The 3,361-nt window shown below is 72.7% G+C and carries 2 protein-coding genes, 1 pseudogene and 1 riboswitch; all 3 genes and pseudogenes read left to right on the top strand.

Going from position 1 to position 3,361, the window contains the following annotated elements; all coding sequences use genetic code 11:
* Positions 1 to 120 precede the first annotated feature (120 nt).
* Positions 121 to 308, top strand: a riboswitch (cobalamin riboswitch).
* 71 nt (positions 309 to 379) lie between these two features.
* On the top strand, positions 380 to 1,414 hold the full coding sequence (locus ACWD3D_RS35100) for an ABC transporter substrate-binding protein (RefSeq protein WP_451464736.1): 1,035 nt from the start codon (positions 380 to 382) through the stop codon (positions 1,412 to 1,414).
* A complete protein-coding gene (locus tag ACWD3D_RS35095) occupies positions 1,411 to 2,544 on the top strand; it encodes a FecCD family ABC transporter permease (protein ID WP_451464735.1) in 1,134 nt (377 codons plus the stop codon). Before ACWD3D_RS35100 ends, ACWD3D_RS35095 begins: the two co-directional genes overlap by 4 nt.
* Positions 2,541 to 3,281 (top strand): annotated as a pseudogene (locus ACWD3D_RS35090) (ABC transporter ATP-binding protein); the annotation flags it as partial. The gene ACWD3D_RS35095 and the pseudogene ACWD3D_RS35090, both read left to right, overlap by 4 nt.
* Positions 3,282 to 3,361: the final 80 nt, after the last annotated feature.

The following is a 3,361-nucleotide window of genomic DNA, read 5'->3' as shown; positions in this document are numbered from 1 at the left end:
CGCAAACGGAGTATCAGGCACACACCGCGGGTATCTACGATATCGGGCAGAGGAATGACGCCACCGTCCCCGGCCACCTCGGCGGCGGGCCGGGCGGGACCCGGGCGCGGTCCGAGGGCGTGATAGCTTCCCAGGGCCAGTCGCACTCCACACATGGGGTCAGGGAATCCGGTGAGAGTCCGGAACTGACGCGCAGCGGTGAGGGGGACGGGCGGGGCCACGGCCACTGGGAGACCCACGGTTCCCCGGGAAGGCGCCCCGTCCGCACGAACCCGAGTCCGAAGACCTGCTGGCGCCCTGCGACCCGAACGGGCCGCAGTACTCCGTACAACGGGCCCCGCGCATGGGCCCAGAGACGCCGAGGTACCTCGTGCCCCCCATGGCCCGATCCGCCCGTTCCGCTGCCCTGCTGGCGGCGGGGCTCCTGCTGCTGACCGCCTGCGGCGGCACCGACGACAGCGCACCCGCCGCCGCGGGAAAGGCCGCTGACGGATATCCGGTGACGCTCCAGAACTGCGGACGCACCGTCACCGTCACGTCCGCACCGCACCACGCGGTCTCCCTCAACCAGGGATCGACGGAGATCCTGCTCTCCCTCGGCCTCGCCGACCGGCTCGCGGGCAGCGCGACCTGGACCGACCCCGTCATGAAGGGCCTGGAGAAGGCCAACGCGAAGGTTCCCAGACTCTCCGACAACGCCCCTTCCTCGGAGAAGGTGCTGGAGCAGGAGCCCGATTTCGTCAGCGCCTCCTTCGAGTCCACCCTCGGCAAGGGCGGAGTCGCGCCCCGCGAGCAGTTCGAGGACCTGGGCGTACCCACGTACGTCTCGCCCTCCGACTGCACCGGCAAGGACAACAGCGGCGACGGCGACGGAGCCCGCTCCACCGCCCTCACCCTCGACAGCATCTACGGCGAGATACGCGACCTGGCCAAGGTGTTCGGCGTACGGGAAAGGGGCGAGGAGCTCATAGCCGACCTGCGGGCCCGGGTGACGAAGGCCACGGACGGCATCGACGCCTCCCACGCCACCCTCCTCTACTGGTTCGCCAACTCCGAGGCCCCGTACCTGGCCGGCTGCTGCGGGGCACCCGGCGTCATCACCACCGAACTCGGCGCCAGGAACGTCTTCGACGACACCCACGAGGAGTGGCCCCAGATCAACTGGGAGACCATCGCGGACCGTGACCCGGACGTCCTCGTCATCGGCGACCTCACCCGCAAGTCGCAGACGGCCGAGAGCGCCGAGAAGAAGATTGAATTCCTGGAGTCCAACCCGGTCACCCGGAACATGGACGCCGTACGGAACAAGCGGTACGTCCTGCTCAGCGGCCAGGCGATGAACCCCTCCATCCGTACGGTGGAGGGCATCGAACTCGTCGCCGCCGGGCTGCGCGAGTTCGGGCTCGCCGGATGACCGCCGCCCCGGACCCGGCAGCCGTCCGTCCACGGCCGGCGGCGAACGCCCCGGCCGGGACCGGCTCCGGCGCACCGTCCGGTACCGGCGCACGGCCCGGGTGGCGCACGAGCCTGCGGACGGTGCCCGAACCCCTCCTGTGGGCCGGCGGGACCGTCCTCCTCCTGGCCTCCGTCGCGGTGGCTGTCACCATCGGCCCGGCCCGGATCTCCGTCGCCGACGTGTGGTCGGTGGTCGCCGCCCATCTGGGCCTCGGCGGCACGGAACTGAGCCCGATCCGGGACGGCATCGTCTGGGACCTCAGGATGCCGCGCACCCTGCTCGCCGCCGTCTGCGGCGCCGGGCTCGCGGTGTGCGGGACCGTCATGCAGTCGCTGCTCCGCAACCCGCTCGCCGACCCGTTCGTCCTCGGCGTCTCCTCCGGGGCGTCCACCGGCGCCGTCGTGGTCGTGGTGCTGGGCGTCGGCGGGGGCGCGGTGTCCCTCTCGGCGGGCGCGTTCGTCGGGGCGCTCGCCTCGTTCGCGCTCGTTCTCCTGCTCAGCCACACCCTCGGCGGCACCACGGACCGGGTCGTGCTCTCGGGCGTCGCGGTGATGCAACTGTTCTCCGCGCTCACGTCGTTCGTCGTGATGACCGCCGCCGACGCCGAGCAGACGCGCGGGGTGCTGTTCTGGCTGCTCGGTTCACTCAGCGGTGTCGGCTGGACGGACGTACGGCTCTGCGCCGGCATCGTCGTCGTGACCCTCATGATCTGCCTGGGGCACGCCCGTACGCTCGACGCCTTCGCCTTCGGGCAGGACGCCGCGGCCACCCTGGGCGTCCATGTCGCGCGCACCCGGACCGTGCTGCTCTGCACCACCGCGCTCCTCACCGCCGCGCTGGTCAGCTCGGCCGGGGCGATCGGCTTCGTCGGCCTGGTGCTGCCGCACGCCGCCCGCGCGTCTGCGGGTGCGGGGCACCGCAGACTGCTGCCCGTCACGGCGCTGGCCGGAGCGGTCTTCCTGGTCTGGGTCGACACCCTGGCCCGGACGGTCCTCGACCCGCAGGAGGTGCCGGTCGGCGTGGTCACCGCGCTGATCGGGGTACCCGCCTTCGTGCTCGTCCTGCACCGCACCCGGAGGGTCGTATGACCGCCCCCGCCGAGGGTCTGCGGGCCGACCGGGTGAGCCGGACCGCGGGCGGGCGCCTGATCCTCGACGGAGTGACCCTCGCCCCGCCGCCCGGCGCCACCGTCGGTCTGATCGGCCCCAACGGTTCAGGAAAGTCGACCCTGTTGCGGGTGCTCGCGGGTGTCCTCCCGCCGGAGGGCGGCCTCGTCACCCTCGACGGCGAGCCGCTGGCCGCGACGAGCAGGCGCACGGTGGCCCGGCGGGTCGCCGTCGTCGACCAGCACGCGGCCACCCAGGTCGAACTCAGCGTCCTCGACGTCGTACGCCTCGGGCGCATCCCGCACCGCAGGGCCTGGTCGGCGCCGGGGCCTGCGGACGACGAAGCGGTGCGCGAGGCCATGGAACGCACCGGGCTGACGGACCGGGCCGGGCAGTCCTGGCACACCCTGTCCGGCGGCGAACGCCAGCGGGTCCAGATCGCCCGCGCCCTGGCCCAGCGGCCCCGCGAACTCCTGCTGGACGAACCCACCAACCACCTGGACGTCCAGCACCAGCTGGACCTGCTGGCGCTGGTGTCCGCACTGCCGCTCACCTGCGTCGTCGCCCTGCACGACCTGAACCTGGCCGCGATGTTCTGCGACCTGGTCACCGTGATGGACGGCGGACGGGTGGTCGCGGCGGGCCCCCCGCACGAGGTGATCACCGAGCGACTGATCGCGGACGTCTACCGGGTGCGTGCGGTGCTCGGGGATGCCGGGGAGCGGGACGACGGTCTCCGTGACGTGCCGGCGCAGCACCGCGCCGGGGTGGCCGCCGCCGAACGGCGTGAACCCGGCGA

The sequence above is a fragment of the Streptomyces sp. NPDC002690 genome, from assembly GCF_053592415.1.
The sequence above is the reverse complement of the archived record's forward strand: the minus strand, read 5'-3'. Positions and strand labels throughout refer to the sequence as shown.

Bases quoted from the DNA above. Each gene is read 5' to 3' on its own strand.
- ACWD3D_RS35100 (WP_451464736.1), top strand. From the start codon at position 380: ATGGCCCGATCCGCCCGTTCCGCTGCCCTGCTGGCGGCGGGGCTCCTG.
- ACWD3D_RS35095 (WP_451464735.1), top strand. From the start codon at position 1,411: ATGACCGCCGCCCCGGACCCGGCAGCCGTCCGTCCACGGCCGGCGGCG.